Origin of the sequence: Aquimarina litoralis, assembly GCF_039523995.1 — a bacterium.
In the GTDB taxonomy this organism is placed as follows: Bacteria; Bacteroidota; Bacteroidia; order Flavobacteriales; family Flavobacteriaceae; genus Aquimarina; species Aquimarina litoralis.
The window spans coordinates 1-25490 of the sequence record NZ_BAAAGE010000009.1; the positions used below are offsets into that span (position 1 = coordinate 1).

Consider the following 25490-nt stretch of genomic DNA (forward strand, 5'->3'; position numbering starts at 1 on the left):
TGAGCATCAATATAAACAAAAGCCATCATTCCAATTGTTGAAATTAAAAATACACTTAGAAGAAATACTATTTTAACAGCTACTTTTTGCATTTATATTAGATATCTATTTCAATGGTGTACAACGTTTAATATATGTGTCGTAGCAGGGCAAAATGTTATCATGCTTTTTGACTTTTCTGCGCAGTGGTTACTAATTTTCCATTCTGTAAGCATTGCGCCTTTATAAATATACATAAACCAATCGATTGATCACTTTGCTGCTATGACCACATATATGTTGTTGTGCATAGTTTTTTATAAGTTGCTAATCTCATTTCTTATTGCAAACACTTCGTTTAGATCGCAATAATATTCGGTTAATTTTCTTTTACCTTCTTTAATTACATCAAATTCATATTCGTCTATTACTTTATTAAATCCTGTTACGAAAACTTGGATTTTAAATTGTAATTTCAAGCTTGTATAATCAATCTCATTATTTTTGAATTCGAAATTTTCCTCAGTTTCGATTGCTTTAATGGGTTTACTATTTTTTAAGTAAATCAATCTTATACATCTACCATAAGAAGCTCCAAATTCTTCTTTGATTTTTACAATCTCATTATTTTTTTTCCAAATTTTTAGAATTGCTCCTTTGTCAATATGAGTCCCCGTGACTTTACTCCAATCATATTCATTTATTTTCAAGTCAGAATTTGAGTCAATACTTGTTATATATCTATTTATTTCATCAATTTTTTTATTCTGAGAAAAGGCAGTCAAATTTAAAGTTAAGAACACTATTAAGGTAAATCTCATTTTATATATTTTTTATTATGCACAACGTTTAATGTATGGTGTCGTAGCTATCCCGCAGGGTAGCTATGCACTATACATAGTGTTGTAAAATCGTTTTTTTTATTCAATTTCGTTTCTAATTTCATTTCCCCAGTAATAGGCAAAATTATCAGCATAGTTTTCTGCTCTTTGTTTTTTATAGTTTGGACTCCAATATCTCTGATAAACACTATCCATTTGATGCCCGATTTCGTGAAGAAGTAAGCTTTCTAAATAATATCTCTTAATTTTTTCTTCAGTCCATTTTAAAGTCCAATTTCCTTTTGAGTGAATCAATTCAGGCTCGTAGTCAGAATACCATTTTAGTGTTTTGTTAGATGGTTTTTTATTTCCAAATTCCATTTTTAAGTCAGTTGGAAATGGGTAAAGTACAATTAAATTCACTCCACTACCACAAATGAAACAACCTTGAAAACTTCCTTCTTTTTCATATTCTTTATTGGTCATTTTTCTCAACCATATATGAGTCAGATTCTCCGTGTGTTCAGATGGTAATTTCTTTAAAAACTCTTTAATTTCATCAACTGTTACTGGGAAATATAAATCTCTTGAAGAATTATCCACTATAAAAATTGGAGTTTCTTCATTTTCAGTTGGTGCTGAAAAATTATGTTGTCGATTGAAAATATTATCTGCAAGTTTCGGTCTTTTTCTTCCGCCTTTTACATCCCCGAATTTTCGACTTTTTTTCCAAGCTGTTTCTTTTCTATTTTGTCCCATTTCGGTTTCTTGTAAAACGTTTTTATTTATTCATTTGTTTTTCAAACTCACTCAATATATAATCAGCATCATTTTCGGATAGCTCATTAATTTCAACATTACTCTTTACTTCATTTTTCGACATCATAGTTCTCATAAGAATAATTTTAAACACGTCCTTTCTTTCTTCTACTTTGTTATACTGCTTTTCATTCAAAACGTTCTCAAATGTTCCTTTCATTTTTAACCAAAGATTAATTTCTTTATCAATATTGAGGTCACGTTTAAAATTTGTAATTGTTTCCTCTAAACTTATTGGATATACTTCCTCAAAAGTCTGGTGAATCGATTTAATTTTTGTCAGTTGGTCTTCAGATAAGTTTTCGTGTTGAATCGGTCCAGGTATTAATTCGTTTGGGTCAATAGTAATCGTTTCACTTTTTTGTTTTTTAGTCTTATTAGTACAGGAAAATATTAATAAAGCAATTCCGATTACCGCAATTATTGTTAATGTTATTTTCATTCAGTTTAAATGTTTTACAACGTTTAATATATGTGTCGTAGCAGGGCAAATTGTTACCCTGTTTTTCGGTTTTTCTGCGCATTGATTGCTAACTTTTACTTCCTGCAAGCATTGCGCCTTCATAAATATACACAAACCAATCGATTGATCACTTTGCTGCTATGGCACATATATCTTGTTATCGTGCGTTTATTTTTTTCAGTCACTAACCTTACTAGACTAGCCAAGCAAGGTGATATTACTTGAGTAATTATTCCGTCAATTTTATTTTTTCTTTCTCGCGATCACCTTGCAATCATCGAGTAGGGGACAGACTTTACCAAATAAACCTGAACTTTTTTTCGTCAGAAGCTGATCAGCCAAAAAAGCGATTTTTTAGCACGTTACTACTCCGTAATCCTCCTCAATTTTGGTTTTTTATCGTTTTTTTCTTCGATTAGACCTTAACCATCACAAAAATACTCAGATCATTGGGTGGTTAACCGTTCGTTGCTTTCGTTCTACTTTTCAGATTTCTAAAATGCACGGATAACGTTTAATATATGTGTCGTAGCAGAGCAAAATGTTACCTTGCTTTTCGATTTTTTCTGCGAATTGGTTGCCAACTTTTCCTTTCTGCAAGCATTGCGTATTACCAAAAATACAACAACCATTCGATTGATCTCTTAGCTGCTATGATCACATATATGTTGTTGTACACCGTTTTTATTTTTTCATTATTTGCTCCACGTACTTTCTGTGGTTTTTGTATCCGTTATTCTCTGGGTTTTCCAAATCAATCATTTTATCAATTCCAGAGTCGTAAATCTGCCAATTATACTTTTTAGCTAATACAATCAATTCGAAAAGTCCATTTTCTCCATACAACGAAAGCATAAAATTGCTTGAATGCCCATTAGAGGAAAAGAAGTCAATTGTGAAGTTTTTTCCGATTATTTCTCTATGATTATCATCCTTTTTTACTCTTTCAAATGAGTTTTCTAAAATTCCACTAAAGTCAGTTGGTTCAAGTTGAGTTTCGTCCAATTCTGCAACCGATTCTATTTTTTGTTTTGAATTAAAAAGCACAATATCCCAGCTCATAACTTAGAAATTAAATTCGCAAATATTTTGATGAGTACTAACTATTTTTAAACATTCATCTATTAATTTTGAAACTCTTGAAGTCGGAATTAAAGTGTAATTGTAGACAGTTCCGATTTCATTCTTTTTTGATGAGTCCCATTCATATTCGGTTCCATTTTCATTGATTATGATTGATTTTCCTTCAAAAAGATCTTGCCATTCTACTCTTTGAGTTAAATCAGTAATGTTTTTATAAACTATTACTTGGTGTTCGGAGTCTACTTTGTCAATTAAGAATATCATTAGTTTTGTCAAATGGTGTACAACGTTTAATATATGTGTCGTAGCAGGGCAAAAAGTTACCAAGCCATTGACATTACCTGCGCATTGGTTGCTAACTTTTACTTTTTGCAAGCATTGCGCCTTACCAAATAGGCGATGACCATTCGATTCATCACTTAGCTGCTATGATCACATATATGTTGTTGTAGTGCGTTATTTTATGCAATATTACCCGTGTAATTTCCGATTGCTTTCAGTTCCGCAATTCCGTCTTCTTTTTCCGCTAAAGATTTAAGTTCTCGGCAAAAAATATCTATTGCGTTTGGCTCAATAATTAATTCCATTGAGAGTTTATCTTTTTCTTCTTTTCGATATTCCGTTGAGACATTTTCTTCCATTATGATTAACACTCCACATTTTCCAGTCGGTCCAATCTTATAAAATTCCATTTCAAAATATGCGTAACTATCTTTTTCTCCGCAAGAATGGGTCACTTTTTCTTTTCCAAACGGGAATCCGTTAAGTTCCGTTACAAATCCGAGTAAAGATTCAGACACTTCATAAACCTCTGTAATTCCAGAATATCGTGCGTTATTTGCTGAAATCCGCATCTCAAACATATCTTCATCCTTCCAGATAACTTCAAACTTTAAATTATTTTCGTTCATTTTTTTAATGCACTACAACGTTTAATATATGTGTCGTAGCAGGGCAAAATGTTACCTTGTTTTTCGATATTTCTGCGCATTGTTTGCTAACTTTTACTTTTTGCAAGCATTGCGCCTTACCAAAAATACAACAACCATTGGATTGATCACTTTGCTGCTATGATCACATATATATTGTTGTAACACGTTTACTATTTGATTTTTTTTGGTTCGTTTATTCCGTAAACGTTTTCTCTATTTTCAGGATATAGTTTCCGCATTACAGTATGATATTCTGATATAAACTTGTTTAGATCTACTAAACCACTTACAGAGTAACGGATTGTATCTTTTTTATTTACCACATATAAAGTTCCATTGGAGTTTATATCATAGTTTTGCCATTGTTTATTTTGATCAACGAATTTTTCGAATTTCCAGATTGTGTCTGTTATAGGTATCTCTCTGTTGTAAATAACTTTCCATTTAGGATTGTCATTAAATGTACTTTCCATAAATTCAGATTTGATTCTGATTAAATTAGAATTCTTAGTGATTTCTAATTGTTCATATGCTTGATATGTACAAACAGAATGATTAAACCAGACTTTAATGGTATCTAATTTCGTCATTTTTCGTTTGAAGTCCGTAAAATCTTGTTTAAGCTTAAAATTAGACTCTACTAATTGAGTTTTCTCTTCAGTTTCTTTTCCGCAAGAGACTAAAGTCAAAATGATAATAGATATTTTTATTAAGATTTTCACAATGTGTTACAACGTTTCTTGTATATTACGTTTGCCTGCCGAAGGCGGCATATGCAATATACAAACTGTTGTAGCTAGTTTTTTTATTTATGTGTGTTGAATTATAAAGCACATTATTTTGCTTTCAGGTTCAAAAAATATATATAAATCTCCATCTCCCCAAAAGTTCATATTTTCAAAATATTGTCTATACCATTCATCTTTAGGTTGTACGTTTGTACGTTTAGTTTTTATATCAACTCCATCATAAGTCAGTTGGCAAAGTAACTTCATTGTTTTCTTTGACTTTGGGCAAGCAGGAATATCAGGATATTGAATCCAACTAGGAACTGAGGTATGTCCAATTCCACCAAAGTTAGTTTCTTTTTGTGTTGTTATATATACTTTTTCATAAACTATTTCAGAATTTGGTTTCAAATCGTCATATGAATTGTCCGTTTGTTTTAATTCCTCAATGTTTAACACTTTAGGATTTAGTGGGTCGGAATAATCTATAAACAACTTGTCAAAATTCAAGTAAATTGGTGCTGCAATATGCAAATCAAAAGGAAGCCAATTGAAAGCTTCTTCTGTTTTTGAGAATTTTCCTAAATATTGAAAGGGTGCATTAAATTCGAATTTTGGAATTTTAAATTCATTTGGTATTTCTCCACCTAAATAGCTTTCAGATTTTGCTGCTTGATTAAGGCTATAAATCTGATTTGGTTTTAATTTTTGATATTCAAATCCTATTTCACTTTCTTTTAATTTTCTTTCAGTTCTGTGTCCTTCATCATTATCGTAAGCTTTAACTAATTTCCCTTCTTTAAAAACGAGATCAATTGAACTCCAAATATTATTGGCGGTTTTTTTATCTATAACTTGTGTTTCGAGAAATTTTTGGCATTGTTCATCTCCGTTAAATTCTGCTTCCCAACCAGCCAAATAAATATGTTCTTCTTTTTGTCCAAAACAAGAGGTAAATAATCCCATAAAAGTCAATAATATAATTTTGCTTAGTAATCTCATTTTTAAATTAGCTACAACGTTTAATATATGTGTCGTAGCAGAGCAAAATGTTACCTTGCTTTTTGATTTTTCTGCGCATTGGTTGCTAAATTTTCCATTCTGCAAACATTGCGCCTTACCAAAAATACAACAACCTTTCGATTGATCACTTTGCTGCTATGGCACATATATCGTGTTATCAGCTTTTCTTTTTTTAAGATTTGTTAGTCCTCACTTCTAAAACAGGTTATTAGTATATTCTCTTTATTAATAAACACTGTACTTATATCAAAAGTATTTTCCGTTAATGGGTTCCAACTTGATCCATTCTTATTTGACCTCCATTGATTGTTAAACCAATTTGAATAACAAAAAGAGTCATTATTAAATTTATTAAGCAATTCCGCATGAAATTTTTTAGCTATCTCGGTTGGGGTTATTCTAGAAGAAGAATATGCAATGTCAAATTCTATTGAATCTAAAAGCAATTCAGAACATTTTAAGAATTCAATTGAGTTCCATTTTTCTCCCAGTTCATTCCAACCTTCAATTTTGCAAATTTCGTCAAGTTTTGATATTTGATTTTTTTCGATAGATAAATCTATATCAGATATAGAGTATAGATATGCATTACCCCAAATATATTCACTCATATTTAATTCTTCGAATATATCTTTTTTATCCATATACTTTTAATTGCTGATAACGTCTCGGCTATGCGCGGTGGCGGTGTTATGACCACATAGCTTTTAGCTTTGACCAAAAGTTTGATTTATTAATTGTTTTTAAATTTTGTTCTCTATCCGCCATTGTCGTATAGCCATTGTTACCAGTAGTTTCTTCCTCATTTTCTGATTCAGATTCTTCAATTGTCCATTCTTCTCCGATTCCATTTCGATAAGCCGTTTGTCCGTAATTCAGGTAATATACTTCATTTAAAGTATGGTCAAGTTTTATAATTTCTTCTAGGCATACCAATTTAGCGTCTCCTATTTTTGGTTCATATTCTGTATGAAACTGCCAATCTCCATCTTCATTATGATGTACATATAATATTGGTTTACCTTCAAAAGCGTGATGAGTTGTATAAACTCCTAAATTTTTGTCTTCTTGATATCTAAATTCTGTATTCCTATCAAGTAAAGGTTGTTTGAATTTCCAGTTTTCGTTGAACCCACTTTCCCAAGGCCATTTACTTTCTTTATCAGGCCAAATCATTTGTAAAACAGGAAAATCAAAAGTGTTTTTATAATACCATCCAGCATAACCTAAATAGTCAGCATAATTTTCTCTATTAACCTCTAGGAATTGAATCTCATAGCCTTCCAATAAGTCAGGGTAATTTTGATTAAGTTTATAGCTACTTCCTTTTCTTATTTCATCCTTCAGTCCGTTTAGAAGATGTCCCATTACATCTGTTTTAAGACCGAATATTATTATTTCAGGATGTTGGAACTTTTCATAAAGGCCTATTGTATAAACAAAGGCAGGTGAGTAACCATCACTTTCCAATAGCGCTAAATGACAATCATATTCTTTGATGTCATTTAAAATCCTTTCTTTTGTTTGTTTATCATGTTCTTCATGATTTTCCATATTACTGGTAACGTTTTATATATGTGTCGTAGCAGCGCAAAATGTTACCTTGATTTCGACAAAAAACAGCGCATTGATTGCTAACTTTTACTTTTTGCAAGCATTGCGCCATCATAAATATACAACAACCTTTCGATTGATCACTTTGCTGCTATGACACATATATCCTGTTATCGCGCGTTTATTTTTTTCAATCACTAACCTTAGCAAACATGCCAAGCAAGGTGATATTACTTACGTTATTATTCCGTCAATTTTATTTTTCTTTCTCGCGATCACCTTGCAATCATTGGATTAACGACAGACCTTACCAAATAATCCTGAACTTTTTTTCGTCCGTAGCTGATCAGCCAAAAAAGCGATTTTTTAGCACGTTACTACTCCGTAATCCTCCTCAATTTTGGTTTTTCTTATCACTTTTTCTTCGATTAGACCTTAACCATCATAGACATAATGAGGTCATTGGGTGGTTAACCGTTCGTTGCTTTCGTTCTGATTTTCAGGTTCTTAAAATGCAGCGATAACGTTTAATATATGTGTCGTAGCAGAGCAAAATGTTACCTTGCTTTTGGTTTTTTCTGTGCATTGGTTGCTAACTTTAACATTCTGCAAGCATTGCACCTTCATAAATATACAATAACCAATCGATTGATTACTTTGCTGCTATGGCACATATATCTTGTTATCGTGCGTTTATTTTTTTCAGTCACTAACCTTACTAGACTAGCCATGCAAGGTGATATTACTTGCGTTATTACTCCGTCAATTTTTATTTTTTCTTTTCTTGCGATCACCTTGCAATCATAGAGTAGGAGACAGACCTTACCAAATGAACCTGAACTTTTTTTCGTCAGAAGCTGATCAGCCAAAAAAGCGATTTTTTAGCACGTTACTACTCCGTAATCTTCCTCAATTTTGGTTTTTCTTATCGCTTTTTCTTCGATTTGACACTAACCATCATAAAAATACTAAGGTCATTGGGTGGTTAACCATTCGTTGCTTTCGTTCTACCTTTCAGATTCCTAAAATGCATGGATAACGTTTAATATATGTGCCGTAGCAGGGCAAAATGTTACCTGATTTTCGATTTTTCTGCGCATTGGTTGCCAACTTTTACTTTTGCAAGCATTGCGCCTTTATAAATATACAATAACCATTCGATTGATAACTTTGCTGCTATGGCACATATATAGTGTTACCCAACGTTTTTTATATTTAATTTAATTCCCAATTAACGTCAAATTTTTCTTTTTTATCATTATATCCAGGTGGAATAGCAATTTTACAATGCAACATAGGTTCATTGTTTTTTACAGTTTCGTAAAACTCAGATTCGAGTGATGATTTAGGATAGTATTGAATTTCAATTATTGTATTGTCTTTTTCGCTTTTATAGATATACAAGTTTATATCGTAAAGATTTTCGTAGATATCTCTTAATTCAGATGATATTTGTTCAAGCGATTTCGATATTTTTTTGTCATTTTTTCTTTTTCTATCTTTTCTTTTATCAAGGGCATTCAACTCGTCATTTTTGATTTCAGAAATTAGGTAACGTGTATTGTCAGAGATTTTATTCCAGCAAGAATTTTTTGCCATTTCTAATAGGGAAGAAGTGGCTTCTTTTAAATTCTGTTCGAGGTTTTCTCTTTTCATGATTTTAACTCTTAAGCATCAAATTCTACATAGTGAATCAATCTTTCACATTTTTTTTCTACAGTTGGGTATTCCCTGTTAGCTATATCCTCCATGAATTCTTTGATAAGAAAGACTTCCATAAAATATACAAATCCGGGGCATTTTTTTTCAGTCACTTCAAAAGTTTTCCACTCCAATTCTTCTTCTGTCAAATTGAGTATTGTAACTTCTGATTCTCTAGAAAATTGATCATCAATCCTTTTTACATAAAGAACTGATTCTTCGTCAATTTCCTCAATATTTTTTAAGAATTCGATTAGTTTCATCTAATGTTGGGTAACGTATGTATATATGCACTGGTACATATATATGTATTATGTTTTCTACAAATCTAGGGGATTTTTGATCATTCTAAAACTATTAGTAGCGACATGTGTGTAAATCTCTGTTGTTTTGCTAGAACTGTGTCCCAATAAACTTTGAATATATCTTAAGTCAGTACCATTTTCTAATAAATGGGTAGCAAAACTATGACGTAGCATATGAGGAGTTACTTTTTTTAGAATTCCAGCTTTGCGACTTGCTGTTCTTACCACTTTAGAAACACTCTCTGGAGAATAAGATATACCAGGAGATCCTTCGAATAAAAAGTGCACAGGTTTCCATTCTTTATAATATAATCGTAAATCTTTGAGCAAGGTTTTAGAAAGTAAGGTATACCGATCCTTATTCCCCTTAGCATGCGTAACTAAAATCAACATTCTTTTACTATCTATATCTTGGATTTTTAGGTTTAGTAATTCACTTCTTCGTAATCCTGCAGAATATAATAGACTAATAATACATCGATGTTTTATATTATTAGTATGATTAATCATAGATAAAATTTCTTCTTTAGCTAATACTTTAGGTAGCTTTTGTTGTTTTCTGGGGCGTTCTATAGCATAAAATCGGTTGGGCATCTCCAATACAATCTCATAATAAAACTTTATACTATTTATAGCAATGTTGATATAAGAATTGGATCTTCCATCTTTAATTAATCGTTCTATATATTGACGAATCTCCTGTTCGCCAATATGAATAAGATCGAGATCATAATGATAGTTGATAAAGGCTTCAAAAGCTGTTATATAGTTTTTTATGGTGTTTTTTGCATATCGTTTTATAACAAGCTTTTGTAAATACATTTCTGGACATTTACGAAGTTTTTTAGATTGAAAATCCTTGAAACCTTCTTCAATTGCAGGATTATCTGGATTAATTACCCGGTTTTTGAAAAAATAGTTACAATTTACCCAAGCTACACCTCTGAATGTGCTAAAAATTAAGTTTAGGTTTTCTTTAGTGTTTTGTATATAAACCATCCCATATTCTTCGCTCCAGCTAGGATTGGGGAGTTCTTTTATAAGTGCTTCGATAATTTTGTCTTGATAAAACTGTAGACCAATCATTTTCTGTTGATCTACTAATAAATGTTTTAGAGTAATATGTTTGCCTGAGAATTTCATAGATATTCAAATATGATTAAAGAGCGTAATGTGAGCAAGTCTAAGTGTCGAATTAAACGTTTATTAAACGTTTAATTCGATGGATAGGTAACATTTTTAGATTTGAAGACACTATTTTAGAAAGGTGTTTTATGAATCGGAATTGTAGTTATTGTAATGAGAAATTAGAAGGAAGAGTAGGTAAGAAGTTTTGTTCTTCTTACTGCAGATCGGCTTTTTATTATCAACGCACAAAAGAAAAAGAAGATACCTTGTTTAAAAAGATTGATGTTCAACTTAAAAAGAACAGAAAAATTCTTAAAAATTATAATCGAGCAGGTATGGCAAAAATTAGGAAGGAGAAATTGATCCGAGAAGGGTTTGACCCTAAATACTTTACGCATTACTGGAAAAATAAAAAAGGACAGGTATATCTCTTTTGCTACGAATTTGGTTTTATAGAGTTACAAGAAAAGGATCATAAGAAATATCTTTTAGTCGTTTGGCAAGAGTATATGAAATAAGTATCATTCTGTAACAAATTGAATATATGTCGTCAAATAGGATAATATACAGTTACATTTTGAATGAAAAAAATATTGAATGAAGTTATCGGAGTATTAAAAACCGGACATGCGACTAGAGATAAACATAGTGTAAAGGAATATCTGTGGAGTTTTGTGAAAATTTTTATACTTGTTTGTGTCATTAGAATTATTGCAATGATGTTTGCAGGGATGGTATTGCATTTTTTAGGAATTGACATTCCCGAAAATGTAACCCAGACCAATTTGGCAGAAAAATCCTTTTTAGGGAGAGTACTTTTAGTAGTAATATTAGCACCCATTATAGAAGAACTAGCGACAAGATTAGGCTTGGTGTTTAATATCAGAAATTTTGTGATTTCAACCTCTTTACTATTGTTTTATCTATTGCATTACGCCTTCAATAAAGTTATAATACTCGATAGCGTTGGCGGATTGTCTCTTACGCAGAGGACTATAATTTCAGTACTATACGCAGTTGTTATGTATATTTTATTAATCAAAAATGATAGGATAACTACGGTGTTGTCTAATTTTTGGGAAACTCATAAAAGGTTTATTTTCTATATTTCATTTTTATTTTTTGGGTATATGCATATGTTCAATTATGAATTGACGGTACAAAATATTATGATATCTCCGATTATGCTAAGTTCTCATTTAATTATGGGTATATTTCTGGGGTATGCCAGACTAAAATTAGGTTTGATTTCATCTATTGGATTACACGCTCTCAATAACTCAATAAGCTATATCAAGTATCTTTTTTAACTAATATAATTCCAAATGTTTTTATGTTTGGCCAGTTGTTGATAGGTAAATAGAAGCACTTTATTTTTCTCCATAGCTAATGAAGGATCTTCTTTTAGGATTTTCATCGCGTAGTGTCTTGCCATTTTTAGCACATCATTATCTCTTACAATATCGGCAATTTTAAGCGCCAAAACTCCGCTTTGTTGAGTACCCATTATATCTCCGGGACCTCGTAGTTTTAAATCTACCTCTGCGATATCAAACCCATCATTAGTACGTACCATCGTATCTAATCGAGTCTTACTATCCGAAGAAAGTTTATGGCTGGTCATTAGAATACAAAAACTTTGTTCGGCACCTCGACCTACACGACCTCTCAACTGATGTAGTTGCGATAATCCAAAGCGTTCTGCACTTTCGATAATCATTACACTGGCATTAGGAACATTAACACCAACTTCTATCACTGTAGTAGCCACCATAATATTGGTTTCGCCTTTTACAAAGCGTTCCATCTCGTAATCCTTATCGGCAGGTTTCATTTTACCATGTACAATAGATATCTGATAATCCGGAGCAGGGAAGGAGCGGGCAATACTTTCATAACCATCCATAAGATCTTTATAATCTAATGCTTCGGATTCCTGAATTAGCGGATATACAACATAGATTTGCCTTCCTTTTTTTATTTCATCAGCTATAAACTTAAATACTTTAAGGCGATTGCTATCATATCGATGCACGGTTTTAATGGATTTTCTACCTGGTGGTAATTCATCAATTACGGAAATATCCAAATCCCCATATAAACTCATAGCCAATGTTCTGGGTATGGGCGTAGCGGTCATTACCAATATATGTGGAGGATATATGTTCTTATGCCATAATTTAGAACGTTGTGCTACTCCAAAACGATGTTGCTCGTCTATAATAGCCAATCCCAGGTTTTTAAACTTTACTTTATCCTCGAGTACAGCATGTGTTCCTACCAATATATGTAAAGTGCCATCTTCTAATTCTTGATGAACCTCTTTACGTTCTTTGGCTTTAGAGCTTCCCATCAATAATTTTATATTAATATCCAGATCTTTGGTAAGTTCTGTAATTCCCTGATAATGCTGATTTGCTAAAATAGCGGTAGGAGCCATTAAACATGCTTGGAATCCATTATCGATTGCCAATAACATCGTCATGAGAGCCACAATAGTTTTTCCAGAACCTACATCTCCTTGTAACAAGCGATTCATTTGTGCACTGCTGCCAATGTCTTTTCGAATTTCTTTAATTACTCGTTTCTGAGCACTTGTAAGTTCGAAAGGCAGATGATTATTATAAAAATTGGTAAAATGATGACCAACTTCTGGAAAAGGAAATCCTTTTATCTTTTGTTTCCGAATTAGTTTTTTGGTAATTAGCTGAAGCTGGATATAAAATAACTCTTCAAATTTAAGTCGATATTGTGCTTTGGCAAGTACCTCCTGATTTTTAGGAAAATGGATATTCAGAATCGCTTCGTTTTTGGGGATCAGCTTTAATTCAGTTCTTATTTCTTCTGAAAGGGTGTCGTAAAATCGAGCTTTGGTATCTAAAAAAAGCTGTTGCATCATTTTACTAATAACCCGATTGGTAATTCCTCGATTGGATAATTTTTCGGTAGACGGATATACCGGTTGCATCATAATTTTGAGATTTTTTTGATGCTCCGAAAGGAGTTCCATCTCTGGATGTGGCATACTAAAGCCGTTATAATATTTTGTTTTGCCGAAGATTACATAAGGTGTATTGAGTTTTAAGTTTTCTTTGATCCATTTATGACCTCTAAACCAAACCAATTCCATTTCTCCAGTATCATCCATAAACTTGGCTACTAATCGTTTTCCTCGTTTTTGTTCTACTGTTTTTATATGAATGATCTTACCAACGATTTGTACCTCTGCAGAAGTTCTTTGTAATTCATTGATTTTATAATAGTTGGTTTTGTCGATATATCTATTGGGAAAGAAGTTGACTAAATCCTGATAGGTATGAATCCCTAGTTCCGTACGAAGCAAATCAGCTCTGGAAGGCCCAACACCTTTTAAGTAATCGATAGGAGTTTGTAAGATTGTAGCGCTCAAAGAAAATAAACAGGTTATTTAACACTTTAATGACAGCACAATATAAAAATAAATAATTAGGGATATGAATACTATACGATATTAGAAACTGGCTGTTTTTTGGTTTTGAAATAAAAAAAGCATTAAAATATTAGTTTTTAATTATTGGTTTTTGTTTTAAAATGTTAAAGAATTACACATTTAGTATTTTTTTTATCTTAAAAGTATATTGAATTTTAGGTTTTTGATGAAGGGAATATATTTTGTTAAATTCTTCTAAAGACATTGATTTTGTTAGTGTTCATAATTTCTTAAGAGATATTTTACCGACATCACATTACGTTTTTACCGTAGATAACATACGTCTCGGTTGCTTTTTTTGGTACATTTACGAAAACGTTGTAGTAACAGCGTAACTATCTAACCCCAAATAATTTATATTATGAAAAAAATAGTACTCTACACATTCGTATTAGCAGCTTTTACTGTTTTTATTTCTTGTGATAAAAATGAGGAAGTTTTCAATGAAAACTATAAAGATTTTAGTTCTGTAACAGCCAAAGCTCCATGGACCGATATTCTGGTGGATGAATTTAATTCAGGAACTAATATCGATGCTAAATGGGAACGTACAGAACGATTAGATTATAATTCTGATTTTTGTATGTACAGACCATGGAATGTTAGTATTCAAACCTTGGATAATAGAAGTTGTTTACGTTTGCGTTCGTATAAAAAACAAAACGGATTATGGGAATCTGGTCATGTAAAGTCATGGACAAGTTTTGAGCCTGGTTATAATGAGCAGGTACATGTACAAGTAAGTGCGAAAGTTATTGCTTGGGAAAATGGAAATGCTAAAGGATTTGCAGAAACTTATGGTGTTTGGCCTGCAGTATGGACTGTACAAGAAACGGCTTGGCCTACACAAGGAGAGATCGATATAATGGAAGCATATTCTTATGGATATTACGGTGGAGAGAAATATGCTAGTAATCTTTTTTATGGATATAACGCAGGACAAAGTTTATTAGGTCAAAATGCTGTAAGACATTATGATACTATTGGAGAAGGTTGGCATACTTATGATATGTACTGGACTAATGTAAATGGGAATGTATATGTTGATGTATTGGTAGATGGTGCTGCAGTAGCTAATTATCATAACGGAATCGATTCGGATTTACAATTACAAAACTTTGGGCCACATAATGTAATTCTGAACTTGAATATAGGTTCTAATGACGGTATTTTTAATAATAATGCCATCAATGTATTTTGGAATACGGATATGTATGTTGATTTTGTAAGAGTAAAAAAGACCTCTATATAACATTTTATAATACTAACTTAATGCTATTATCAAAAATCTGAGTCTAAGCTCAGATTTTTGTTTTTAGATATATGTGAAAAAAGTAGCATTTGTTATTTGGTCAGATGTTTCTTCTGTCACAATACGCGAATAAATTCGTTATTTTGGCAGAACATTTGATTATTCATAAAATATGCGATTTTTTCTGTATTTATTTATCGGTTTTATTTCGGTATCGGCCATCGCCTCCCTCGACGAAACAACCTTATCTATACCTTCTAAAAAAGAACAACCTAATGTAGATTTCCTAACTGGAAATGTATCTATTTTTCTAGACGCTACTTTTAAAAAAGTAGAAGGTAAAGTAATATACACCTTTAAAGTGTTACAACCTGTAGATTCTATAAGTATCGATGCCCAGAAGATGCAGATTATGGATGTGTTGCTAGACGGAGAAAAGACCACGATAAATTACGACTCCCAAAAAATAAAGGTTGGGGGTAATTTTTTAGCAAATTCAGAACATCGGATAGAAATTCAATATATCGCAGTTCCGAAAAAGGCACTTTATTTTTTAAATGATTATCAAGGCAAAGATCAGATCTGGACACAAGGACAAGGAAAATATACCTCTAATTGGTTGCCAAGTTTTGATGATATGAATGAAAAGGTGGAGTTTGATTTGGTGATTCATTATGATTCGGACTATGAGGTGATAGCAAATGGAAAATTATTACAAACTCAGGCTGTTAATGATACCATAAAAAGATGGGAGTACGATATGGAACAGCCAATGAGTAGTTATTTACTGGCCTTAGTAATAGGAAAGTATGAAAAGGTCGTTGAAACTTCTGAAAGTGGAATCCCTCTAGAGATGTATTATTATCCAAGTGATAAGGATAAATTTGAGTCTACCTACAAACATAGTAAGCAACTATTCGATTTTTTGGAAAAAGAGATCGGATATGCATTTCCATGGCAAAATTATAAACAAATTCCTGTAAAGGACTTTTTGTATGCAGGTATGGAAAATACGGGAACCACTATATTTTCTGATGCTTTTGTAGTGGATGATATAGGTTTTAATGATCGGAATTATATCAATGTAAATGCGCATGAATTAGCGCACCAGTGGTTTGGTGATTTAGTAACCGAAACAGAAGGGAAACATCATTGGTTACAAGAAGGTTTTGCAACCTATTATGCTTTATTGGCAGAAAGAGAGATTTTTGGAGACGATTATTTTCAATACAAATTATATGAAAGCGCAGAACAACTTACCGAGCAATCCAAAGCCGATAATGCTACTGCTTTATTAGACCCTAAAGCCAGTTCGCTTACATTTTATCAAAGAGGTGCTTGGGCATTACACGCGTTGAAGGATATGATTGGTGCTGATAATTTTAAAACAACAGTAAAGCAATATCTCGAAAAACACCAGTTCGGAAATGTTACTACGTCTGATTTTATTAATGTAGCAGAGCAGGTAAGTGGTCAGGATTTATCGGATTATCAAAAAATATGGTTAGAAGCCATTGTTTTTCCTTCTCAGGAAGCACTTGATATTTTAACAAAATCTCCATTTATCAAGCGCTATTTAACTTTAGCAGGTGAACGTACACAGCCCATAGCAGGTAAATGGGGTACACTGGCAACCGCTTTAGACTTTCCTATTAATGAATATCTGGGGCAAGAAGTAATTTATCAATTGGAAGGAGATACTTCTAAAGAGTCATTAGGATTATTTACAAAAGCTTTCGAAACAAACAATATTTTTGTGCGTCAGGCGATTGCTAATACAATGAATACGATCCCAAGGGAGTTAAAGAAGCAATATGAATCCTTGTTAACTGATGAATCCTATGCTACCATAGAACCAGCGTTGTACCATTTATGGGCTAATTTTCCATCTGATAGAACTTCTTATTTAGAGCAGACGAAAGGTGTAATAGGGTTTCACGACAAAAATGTGAGAATATTATGGTTAGTACTGGCATTGAGTACACAAGAATATCAACCAGAAAAGCATCAGGAGTTTTATAAAGAACTGTCAGGCTATTCGTCTCCTGTTCATCATTTTAGTACTAGAGAAAATGCTTTTACGTATCTAGAAAGTCTTCAGGCTTTTTCGGAACAATCACTAGTAGATCTTGTAGATGGAGCGGTACATCATAACTGGAGATTTAGAAACTTTTGTAGAAAAGTGTTGGATAACCTTCTGAAGAACCCTGCATATCAAAAGAAATATGTAGATTTAAAGAATAATTTGCCAAAAAGGCAACAAGAATTTTTAGAAAAGAAATTAACCCCATAAATAAACGTATGCGCGCATTGGTCATATCCGGTGGAGGAAGTAAAGGAGCTTTTGCTGGTGGTGTAGCGCAATATCTTATTCAGGACCTAAAGAGAGAGTATGATTTGTATGTAGGAACTTCTACCGGAAGTTTACTGATCTCTCATTTGGCACTATCCAAAATAAAGGAAATAAAAGAGATATATACTTCGGTAAATCAATCCTCCATATTTAGGAATTGTCCTTTTGTGATCAAAAAAAGAAAAGGATACAACCTTATTACGATTAATCACTTTAATGTATTACGAAACTTGATCAAAGGAAATAAGTCCTTTGGAGATAGCAGAAATCTTAGAGATCTTATCAGAAAGTCTGTTACCGAAAGTTATTTTAATACGCTTAAAGAATCCCAAAAAGACATTATAATTACCGTTACTAATCTATCTACGAATGAAGTAGAGTATAAGTCGATTAAAGAGTGTACATATCAGGAGTACTGTGATTGGGTTTGGATTTCGTGTAATTATCCTCCATTTATGAGTTTGGTACAAAAGAACAATTGTGATTATGTAGACGGAGGATTAGGTTCTATGGTTCCGATAGAAGAAGCAATTAGACGTGGAGCGAAAGAAGTGGATGTAATCATATTAGAAACGGAGATTAATTATCTAAATCGTATGCCTACTAAAAATCCATTTACATTAATTACTAGTATGGTTGATTTTATGATGGATACGATCGAGCATCAGAACATTCGAATAGGTAAGTTTATAGCTACCCGAAAAGACGTGGCTATGGATCTTTATTATACACCAACGGTATTAACTACCAATTCATTAATTTTTGAAAAGGAGAAAATGAAAAAATGGTGGAAAAAAGGATATGAGTTTGCCAAAGAAAAGAATAAATCAAATCGATTAGAATAGAATATGCGAGCATTAGTTATATCTGGTGGAGGAAGTAAAGGAGCGTATGCTGGTGGTGTAGCCCAATATTTAATCCAGGAACAAGGACGGAAGTATGAACTTTTTTTGGGAACTTCTACCGGAAGCCTGTTAATACCACAATTAGCATTAGGGAATATAGACAAGGTGTATGATATGTACACGAATGTTAATCAGAGTACTATTTTTAGTGTTAATCCCTTTAGAACCCGAAAAAAAGGAAATCGGGAGTTTGTTTCTATTAATTTCTTTAATACCATAGTTCAATTTTTAAAACGTAAACGTACATTCGGAGAGAGTAAAAATTTGCGTAGAAATATTCGTAGAAATTTTTCTGAAATAGAATTCGAATTGGCTAAGAAAAAAGTAGAAGATATTGTGGTTACAGTTTCTAATTTAACCAAAAATACTACTGAATATAAGTCTATTAACGACTTTTCTTATGAAGATTTTTGTGATTGGATTTGGATCTCTTGTAATTATGTTCCATTTATGAGTTTAGTGACTAAAAATGGATGTGAGTATGCCGATGGTGGATTTGGTTGTATGGTTCCTATTAGAGAAGCTATTAAAAGAGGTGCAACGGAGGTAGATGCTGTAATTTTAGAGTCTGAAAATATGGAACATAATAAGGTGTTGGGTAAAAATCCATTTTCGCTCATGGTTAATTTATTCAGTTTTATGTTCGATCAGGTAGAAGGTCATGATACGGTAGTTGGGAAATTAGCAGCGAAAAATAAAGATGTTGTATTGAACCTATATTATACACCTTCTAAATTAACAGAAAACTCTTTAGTTTTTAATAAAAAATTAATGCGGAGTTGGTGGCAACAAGGCTTTGATTATGCTGCGGAAAAAGCCAAACAAGCAGATGAAAATAAATTGAAAGAAATCGATATGGCAGGATAGAATATTTTCCTTCATATCCATCTTTACATAAAATAGCCAAATCAAATAATCACTTCTCATTTTTGAAAATGATTATTTGATTTGGCTATACTGGTTTAAGAAAAACCTTTTAGGAACTTAGATCATTCTTAACGTGTTATTTTGAGAAATTTATCTACCTGTTTGTTGTTAATTAGCAAGAAATATAATCCTTCAGAAAGTTTTGTGGTGTCTATAGTTTCTGGAACACCTGATTTAAGAATTACAGTTTGACCTAAAGCATTTAAAACTTTTAAAGAGAATTTGTCTTTTAATTCGGATATGCCATCAATATGTAATATTTCATTTGCAGGATTTGGATATAGTACAATCTGATCTTCTGGTGACTGAAGATCCGGTGTAGATAATGCCTGAATCTCTAAAGCTTCAGAAAATGTGCTACATCCACCTTCATTAAACACTTCTAAAGTGTAAGTTCCTGTTTCTTCGGCAATATAGGTAGCAGCATTAGCTCCGGTAATTGGTTGATCATCTAAATACCACTGATATGATTCATAATTTTCGGTTACCGAGAGTTCATTAGTTTGTGCGTCTACATTTATTGTAGGAACCGTAGGAGCATCCGATACATTTACCTGAATAGCAGCTCTATCGGAAGTACTACAACCGCCGAGTGTGGAAACTTCCCAATTATATAAATAATAATAAAAACCTTGAGGATTTGTGGTAGCAGAACTTCTTTTAATAGAAACTATATTGTTTACCGTATATGGATAATTGACATTGTCATTACTTCTAAAAAGATTCGCTTCTTCTAAAAATCCTATTTCCATATCATTTCCAGCTGGGATGTTCATATTAATATCGATAACACTTTCTCCATCTGGAATATTTATAGTCTTAGTTTCTAAAACAGTTCCACTAGCATCTATCAATTGTAGGGTTCTATTACCAGCTCCTTGTGCTATAACGGTTGCTTTTTTTAACATAATAGGTTGATCAGCGTCGAATACCAAATTAAATCCTCCCTGATGTATATTACCAACTATGTTCGCAACGTCTGTAATTCCAGTAACTGCTTCTACGATTGGTTCCGTAGTTCCAGCTACATAAAAAGTTCGATTTTGTGTAATATTTGATACATCTAAAGTTGGTCCTGTTCCTAAAACCGTATCGCCATCTAGAGTATCATACCAGATATATCCATTACTACCAGAAGCAGTGATCGTATCTACATTACCAGAACAAATAGATTGCGTGTCATTATTAGGTAAAGAAGCAATGGTAACGGTAACAAAATTTTCTTGAGTATTGGTGTCATCTCCAACGGTATTCGTTGCTGTTAACGACACAGTATAACTTCCATCAGCATTATAGGTATGTGTTGGGTTTTGCTCAGTAGAAGTGGTTCCATCTCCAAAATCCCACAATACTGAAGTAACGGTATTTATAGAGGTATTTCTAAAACTAACCTGATCACAATCGATCGTGGCTTCAAAATTAGCAATTGGAGGTTGATTGTTATTTCCTGGTGTATAAGATCCAGAAATTTCATAAAAACCAACTGAAGCATAATCAGAATATCCGCTGGATAAATTACCCTCTCCAACACCATCGATTTCTATAAAATAGGTACCTCCTGCTAAGGTAGTATTTATACTGGCACTTAGGTTATCTTGTGGACTAGATATAGCTAATTCTTCTCCTGTACCGCTTATAATTCTAGCTTGTATGTTTAGGTTTGGATAATATGGATCTGGATCAATGGTAAAGTCTACTTCACCACCAGCAGTAATAAAAGAAAATACATCTTTATCTTCTCTTGTAGAAATAAGTGCCTGATGCAAAGATGGATCTACTGTTCCATTAGAACCTACCTGAATTGGAGTAGCTTCGGAAACTGTATCCGCGTGGTCATCTTCTTTATATCCAAAACCATTTCTATTTCCTGAAATAATAGCCATATCATCTTCCTGAGTAATAGCGTTGTCGTATTCACCTTGGCTCCATTGTCCGATAGCTCTGCTGGCACTCCATCCCATAATAGGACTCCATGATCCATGACCTGAGTAATATTGATTTCCAGGAACTCCGTCATGCGATAATCCTAGGGTATGTCCAACTTCATGTGATCCCGTTTCTCCTGCAGATCTGGTTCCATTGTTATACACCCAACATGGGTTGTCGATATTATTATTTGAAAAAGAATTAAGATAAGCTACACCACCAGATCCTGGTGCAGCATCAGTAGTAGGAGTGAAAATACACATCATTCTACGATTGATAGGAGTGTTTTCGAAAGTAGTTCTATCGGTAGTAATATTGATGTCAAAAGGTCTAAAATCTTCTGCCATAATTCTCCAGATGTCAGTAATTTTGGCATCACTATAGCCCGTAGGTTGCGCATTAATGGTTCCTCCATTAACCCACCAAGTATCACTTACCACTTCGCCATCAAAATCCAGATAGACAGTAAATGCAGATCCTGGTAGACTTGATAAAGTAGGAACTACCATTTTTGATTGATATGAGGTTACTTCTACAGAAGGAAGTTTTTCGTAATCGACACAAAGTACTTTATGAATATCAACTTCTTCTATGAAAACAGCCTTCGCATCATCTGAGGAATACTGATATGCAATTTTATCTTCATATAATACAATTTGACCAGAGATGAGATTGCCTTGTTTCGTAATATGAAATGTAGATGTTTTGGAATCGCCAATACTTCCTATGATGGAATAAGAATTGGCGTTTCCATTCCTCTTTGTAATAACCCCAGAATATGATATCTCCTTAGAGACTTGAAGGGTTATTTTATTGGTTTTTGCTCCCCAAAAGTTACTGGAGAATGTTTTTTCGTTTCCCAAATTAAAGGATTCATTCTTTTGGGAAAAGATATCTGTCTGATAAAAGAATATCACTAAGAGTAATGATAAGGTTTTGACTGATTTGGATTTGATTTGTTTAAAACACTGCTTTTTCGTCGTTTTTAAGAGTGCAATTGTTTTCATTTGATGTGTATTGAGTTTGTAATTACGGTTTGATTCAATGTTCAAATGACTTGCTGGGATATGAAAAAATGTTCATATCCTTAAGATATTTTTCTTGTGCTGAAGAAGGGGAGGTGATGAAAGATTGCCTAAAGGGTCTGGTTTCAGGCGATAATTTAAGGATGTCTGAAGTCCTTAAAAAAGTATTCATCAAATTACACAAGCGTTGCAATGTTGTTTTACGAAGTAAAACATATTTACTTAACTGAAAAATATTGGTTTTAGTATGTGAAATAGAAACGTTTTATATATGAAAGCGTTGGTTTTCTACCAAAGATTATGGCGGTCACGATTCTTTTTTTAACTTAATGCGTTGTTATATAGTTTTTTACATAGAAGTTGAATAGCTTGAGAACTATTTGATTCATGCGGGAATTCTTACACAAAAATTAAATGATTTAGATAATATGAATATTTAATAAATGTATTTAGCAAAATAGAATTCTTATTACAAGATTTGTTGGACTAATTTAGTTTACATATTATCGCTAGAAGCATTTTGTTTAATGGAAGAAGAAGATAACTTTTTTAACCCTTCTTTAGACAAAAACTTAGTATACATTCCTCCCTTTATGTTGTTTACATCAAATTCAATAATAAAAGCGTTTTTATCAATGGTATCGATTAGGGTATAGGTTCTTCGGATATCAATTCTATTAATTACACTATGAATAATTTTTTTTTCGGATTGAGGACCTCTTTTTCCAAAACCTCCAGAGCCGTTATAAATGGTTGTTCCAGTGCCTATAATATCAATTAATTGTTTATTGATTTCATCGGTTTGTTCTGATACAATCATTAAACCTACATAATCTTCGAATCCTTCTATCATAAAGTCTATAACTTTTGCAGTGATAATAAAGGTAAGAATAGAATACATAGCAATTTCTATAGAAAGAAGTAAGGCGGTGACGCTGAATAAAATAATATTGAACAGAAGGATAATTTTTCCGATACTTATTCCTAATTTTTCATTTATGAAGATCCCCAGAATTTCAGAACCATCTAAGACTGCTCCGTTTTTGATAGTTAATCCAATTCCCGCACCTAAAAATAAACCGCCAAAAATGGCTATTAAAAGTTTATCATCTGTAATAGCTGCAAAGTTTTCAAAGTGAATAATAATTGCAAGGGAAATGATCGATAATAATGATTTAACAAAAATTCTTTTAGTGAGGCTGAACCAAGCTAAAATCAAAAAAGGAATACTGACCAACAATAGAAAAATAGATATGTCAATCTCAAAAAGCTCACTAAGCAAAATAGCAATACCAGTGGCTCCGCCATCTAAAAATCCATTTGGTAGTAAAAACATTTTTAATCCTAAACTGGCGAGTAGAATACCTAAAGCAATTTGAAAAATTTCTGACAGTGTTCTTTTCATAGGGTTCTATTTTACCACACTAATTTCTATTCGATTAATACAATGCTTTACGTAATATTACGGTAGACTATTTTCTGGCACCAAAAACTAGCCCAATCATTTTATAAAAATCACCTTGGTTGTAATTGATTTCTTTTTCAGTATCTACTCTATGTACCAAAACCAGTTTTGAATCAGGATAAACACCTAGCATATGTATGCCTACACCAGTATGAAAAAAAGAGTTTCTTTTGGTGTTTTCATCAGGTACTCGTACGTTCCAGAGCATCCCGTAGGCGTTTCCATATTTAGGGTTATAAATAGAGTAGGGTTTGGTGGATACGTCTATCCATTCTTTTGGAATAATTTGTTTTCCATTCCAATTACCGTGATTTAGGTACAACTGTCCATAGATAGCAAGATCTCTGGCTGACATCCTGAAATGATAGGCAGGATATTTAGACTTGCTTTTTTCAAATTGATAAATTCCATCGGTATCCGGAATAGTTTCATCATCTGATTCCCCATCAATATTTTCATAGGTTCCAGTATAATCAATCATACCAATAGGTATGGCAATCTGATCATAAAACAGCTGGTATATACTTTTTCCAGTTTGTTGTTCCAATATGGTGCCTAAGGCGTTAAAATCCCAATTGTTATAATAATAAAACTCTCCTGGTTGATGAGTATCTCTTTCGGGACGACCTCTGAGCATCGCATCATTCGTAGCAGCTGCATTATGATAAATTCCAGAACGTGATCTTAATAAATCGCTTATTGTAGCACTAAGTTCATTATCACTTAAGCTCGGTGAAATATCATTTATGTTTAGCGATTTAAGTGTTGCAGAAGTGTCTATTTGTTTATTTTCTATTGCAATACCATAAAGAGAGTTCAATAAGGCTTTTCGCATGGAATGTATGAGATGTCTTTTATCTGTTTGTCCCCATTCAAAAATAATATCTCCGTCTATCATAAGAATCATAGAAGAAGATCCGCTATTTTCTAAATGCTGTTGTAATAGGCTTAGTTTTTCTGTAGAGAAGCCTTTGGACTCTGGAGAAGCATAAGAAAATTCATGTTTTGTTGTTTGGGCAAAACCAAAAGTAACAAATAATGAAATGAATACATTAAAAGCTATATGCTTCATATAAATTAGATTTTTAGACCTGTCTTATTTCATAATTAGATACTAAAAAGATCTTCTACTTCAGATTTAATAGCAGATAGTGCTTTATCACTTGGAGCTCCTTTTTCTACTACTTCTGTTAGTATAAATTCTCTCATTTTATTGGCGGAATCTACCTCACCATTTAATACGCTTTTTCTAATCAATGCGATAGTACCGTTTTTAGCAGTTTTAATCATATTCCAGCACTCATCTGAGATATAGATTTGTTGGGTTAGATTATGATCAAATTCTTGTTCTATAGTACTTACCAATAAGGATTCATAACTTTTTTTATCATTATCCACAGGAGGAGTTCTTAGTAATAGTTTACCAGGCGAAATTCGCTCCATAAATAAAGCCATACGCTCGTAAGCCTGTAATCTTAATGGTAGCGCCTGCTTTTGATTTTCTCTATGAAGTAAGTATCTTCTTCTTTTTTCTTCATTATCTGTATGCGTTTTGAAATAGAAAAACGCTAATAGAGTGATAAAAAGTGATGGAATAAGTGAGATTAATAAAGGAATGATTTCTATCTTCAT

At 32.6% G+C, this 25490-nt stretch carries 24 protein-coding genes; 6 read left to right on the plus strand and 18 right to left on the minus strand.

The window, feature by feature from the left end:
• Window positions 1-296: 296 nt before the first annotated feature.
• From ABD077_RS24510 to xerA, 13 genes are all read right to left on the minus strand, one after another.
• On the minus strand, window positions 297-800 hold the full coding sequence (locus ABD077_RS24510) for a hypothetical protein (RefSeq protein WP_343914841.1): 504 nt from the start codon (window positions 798-800) through the stop codon (window positions 297-299).
• Between the two features lie 99 nt (window positions 801-899).
• Window positions 900-1559: a hypothetical protein gene (locus ABD077_RS24515; RefSeq protein ID WP_343914842.1), complete on the minus strand. Its 660-nt coding sequence runs from the start codon at window positions 1557-1559 to the stop codon at window positions 900-902.
• Between the two features lie 22 nt (window positions 1560-1581).
• Window positions 1582-2061 (minus strand): hypothetical protein, encoded by a 480-nt coding sequence (locus ABD077_RS24520; protein WP_343914843.1) that lies wholly within the window; start codon window positions 2059-2061, stop codon window positions 1582-1584.
• Window positions 2062-2766: 705 nt separating this feature from the next.
• Window positions 2767-3144 carry a hypothetical protein gene (locus ABD077_RS24525; protein ID WP_343914844.1) on the minus strand — a complete coding sequence of 126 codons (378 nt, stop codon included), beginning with the start codon at window positions 3142-3144 and terminating at the stop codon, window positions 2767-2769.
• 3 nt (window positions 3145-3147) lie between these two features.
• The gene (locus ABD077_RS24530; RefSeq protein WP_343914845.1) at window positions 3148-3429 is read right to left on the minus strand and encodes a hypothetical protein; all 282 of its coding nucleotides are present in this window, start codon (window positions 3427-3429) and stop codon (window positions 3148-3150) included.
• Between the two features lie 197 nt (window positions 3430-3626).
• Window positions 3627-4076, minus strand: coding sequence for a hypothetical protein (locus tag ABD077_RS24535; RefSeq protein WP_343914846.1), 450 nt, complete (start codon window positions 4074-4076; stop codon window positions 3627-3629).
• A 191-nt stretch (window positions 4077-4267) separates the two neighbouring features.
• Entirely contained in the window at window positions 4268-4819 is a 552-nt protein-coding gene (locus ABD077_RS24540; RefSeq protein ID WP_343914847.1) for a hypothetical protein, read from the minus strand.
• A gap of 87 nt (window positions 4820-4906) precedes the next feature.
• Window positions 4907-5932, minus strand: a complete 1026-nt coding sequence (locus ABD077_RS24545; protein WP_343914848.1) for a hypothetical protein — start codon at window positions 5930-5932, stop codon at window positions 4907-4909.
• A gap of 98 nt (window positions 5933-6030) precedes the next feature.
• Entirely contained in the window at window positions 6031-6459 is a 429-nt protein-coding gene (locus ABD077_RS24550; protein WP_343914849.1) for a hypothetical protein, read from the minus strand.
• 79 nt (window positions 6460-6538) lie between these two features.
• On the minus strand, window positions 6539-7402 hold the full coding sequence (locus ABD077_RS24555; RefSeq protein ID WP_343914850.1) for a DUF4262 domain-containing protein: 864 nt from the start codon (window positions 7400-7402) through the stop codon (window positions 6539-6541).
• A gap of 1215 nt (window positions 7403-8617) precedes the next feature.
• Window positions 8618-9058: a hypothetical protein gene (locus tag ABD077_RS24560; RefSeq protein WP_299188491.1), complete on the minus strand. Its 441-nt coding sequence runs from the start codon at window positions 9056-9058 to the stop codon at window positions 8618-8620.
• A gap of 11 nt (window positions 9059-9069) precedes the next feature.
• Window positions 9070-9366, minus strand: coding sequence for a hypothetical protein (locus ABD077_RS24565; RefSeq protein WP_299188494.1), 297 nt, complete (start codon window positions 9364-9366; stop codon window positions 9070-9072).
• A gap of 57 nt (window positions 9367-9423) precedes the next feature.
• Window positions 9424-10551, minus strand: a complete 1128-nt coding sequence (gene xerA / locus ABD077_RS24570; protein WP_343914851.1) for a site-specific tyrosine recombinase/integron integrase — start codon at window positions 10549-10551, stop codon at window positions 9424-9426.
• Between the two features lie 131 nt (window positions 10552-10682).
• Here xerA and ABD077_RS24575 point away from each other — a divergent pair, with 131 nt between their 5' ends.
• Both ABD077_RS24575 and ABD077_RS24580 read left to right on the plus strand, forming a co-directional pair.
• Window positions 10683-11054 carry a hypothetical protein gene (locus ABD077_RS24575; protein ID WP_343914852.1) on the plus strand — a complete coding sequence of 124 codons (372 nt, stop codon included), beginning with the start codon at window positions 10683-10685 and terminating at the stop codon, window positions 11052-11054.
• A gap of 63 nt (window positions 11055-11117) precedes the next feature.
• Window positions 11118-11846, plus strand: a complete 729-nt coding sequence (locus ABD077_RS24580) for a CPBP family glutamic-type intramembrane protease (RefSeq protein ID WP_343914853.1) — start codon at window positions 11118-11120, stop codon at window positions 11844-11846.
• Here ABD077_RS24580 and recG read toward each other — a convergent pair.
• On the minus strand, window positions 11843-13945 hold the full coding sequence (gene recG / locus ABD077_RS24585) for an ATP-dependent DNA helicase RecG (RefSeq protein ID WP_343914854.1): 2103 nt from the start codon (window positions 13943-13945) through the stop codon (window positions 11843-11845). The genes ABD077_RS24580 and recG overlap by 4 nt on opposite strands.
• A gap of 421 nt (window positions 13946-14366) precedes the next feature.
• Between recG and ABD077_RS24590 the strand changes: the two genes are divergently transcribed.
• From ABD077_RS24590 to ABD077_RS24605, 4 genes are all read left to right on the plus strand, one after another.
• On the plus strand, window positions 14367-15257 hold the full coding sequence (locus tag ABD077_RS24590) for a glycoside hydrolase family 16 protein (RefSeq protein WP_343914855.1): 891 nt from the start codon (window positions 14367-14369) through the stop codon (window positions 15255-15257).
• Window positions 15258-15429: 172 nt separating this feature from the next.
• Entirely contained in the window at window positions 15430-17550 is a 2121-nt protein-coding gene (locus tag ABD077_RS24595) for a M1 family metallopeptidase (RefSeq protein WP_343914856.1), read from the plus strand.
• Between the two features lie 8 nt (window positions 17551-17558).
• Window positions 17559-18455, plus strand: a complete 897-nt coding sequence (locus tag ABD077_RS24600; protein WP_343914857.1) for a patatin-like phospholipase family protein — start codon at window positions 17559-17561, stop codon at window positions 18453-18455.
• Window positions 18456-18458: 3 nt separating this feature from the next.
• Entirely contained in the window at window positions 18459-19382 is a 924-nt protein-coding gene (locus ABD077_RS24605; RefSeq protein ID WP_343914858.1) for a patatin-like phospholipase family protein, read from the plus strand.
• 128 nt (window positions 19383-19510) lie between these two features.
• Here the strand turns inward: ABD077_RS24605 and ABD077_RS24610 are convergent, their stop codons facing one another.
• From ABD077_RS24610 to ABD077_RS24625, 4 genes are all read right to left on the minus strand, one after another.
• Window positions 19511-22375, minus strand: coding sequence for a PKD domain-containing protein (locus ABD077_RS24610; protein ID WP_343914859.1), 2865 nt, complete (start codon window positions 22373-22375; stop codon window positions 19511-19513).
• Window positions 22376-22889: 514 nt separating this feature from the next.
• The gene (locus ABD077_RS24615; RefSeq protein ID WP_343914860.1) at window positions 22890-23798 is read right to left on the minus strand and encodes a YitT family protein; all 909 of its coding nucleotides are present in this window, start codon (window positions 23796-23798) and stop codon (window positions 22890-22892) included.
• Between the two features lie 67 nt (window positions 23799-23865).
• The gene (locus tag ABD077_RS24620; RefSeq protein ID WP_343914861.1) at window positions 23866-24930 is read right to left on the minus strand and encodes a serine hydrolase domain-containing protein; all 1065 of its coding nucleotides are present in this window, start codon (window positions 24928-24930) and stop codon (window positions 23866-23868) included.
• 35 nt (window positions 24931-24965) lie between these two features.
• Entirely contained in the window at window positions 24966-25490 is a 525-nt protein-coding gene (locus ABD077_RS24625) for a DUF7935 family protein (protein ID WP_299610941.1), read from the minus strand.